The sequence below is a fragment of the Klebsiella sp. 141161 genome, from assembly GCF_050600815.1.
Lineage (GTDB): Bacteria > Pseudomonadota > Gammaproteobacteria > Enterobacterales > Enterobacteriaceae > Klebsiella > Klebsiella aerogenes.
On sequence record NZ_JAQIRN010000026.1, the window covers coordinates 1 to 523 of the forward strand.

At 52.4% G+C, this 523-nt stretch carries 1 rRNA gene; it reads right to left on the reverse strand.

Annotated features, from left to right (window positions below):
• Positions 1-453 (reverse strand): 16S ribosomal RNA (locus tag PGR79_RS23815); the annotation flags it as partial.
• Positions 454-523 lie beyond the last annotated feature (70 nt).

The window sequence follows — 523 nt, forward strand, 5'->3', positions numbered from 1 at the left end:
GCCTTCCTCCTCGCTGAAAGTACTTTACAACCCGAAGGCCTTCTTCATACACGCGGCATGGCTGCATCAGGCTTGCGCCCATTGTGCAATATTCCCCACTGCTGCCTCCCGTAGGAGTCTGGACCGTGTCTCAGTTCCAGTGTGGCTGGTCATCCTCTCAGACCAGCTAGGGATCGTCGCCTAGGTGAGCCATTACCCCACCTACTAGCTAATCCCATCTGGGCACATCTGATGGCATGAGGCCCGAAGGTCCCCCACTTTGGTCTTGCGACGTTATGCGGTATTAGCTACCGTTTCCAGTAGTTATCCCCCTCCATCAGGCAGTTTCCCAGACATTACTCACCCGTCCGCCGCTCGTCACCCGAGAGCAAGCTCTCTGTGCTACCGCTCGACTTGCATGTGTTAGGCCTGCCGCCAGCGTTCAATCTGAGCCATGATCAAACTCTTCAATTTAAGTTTGATGCTCGTGAATTAAACTTCGTAATGAATTACGTATGTTCACTCAGAGACTTGGTATTCATTT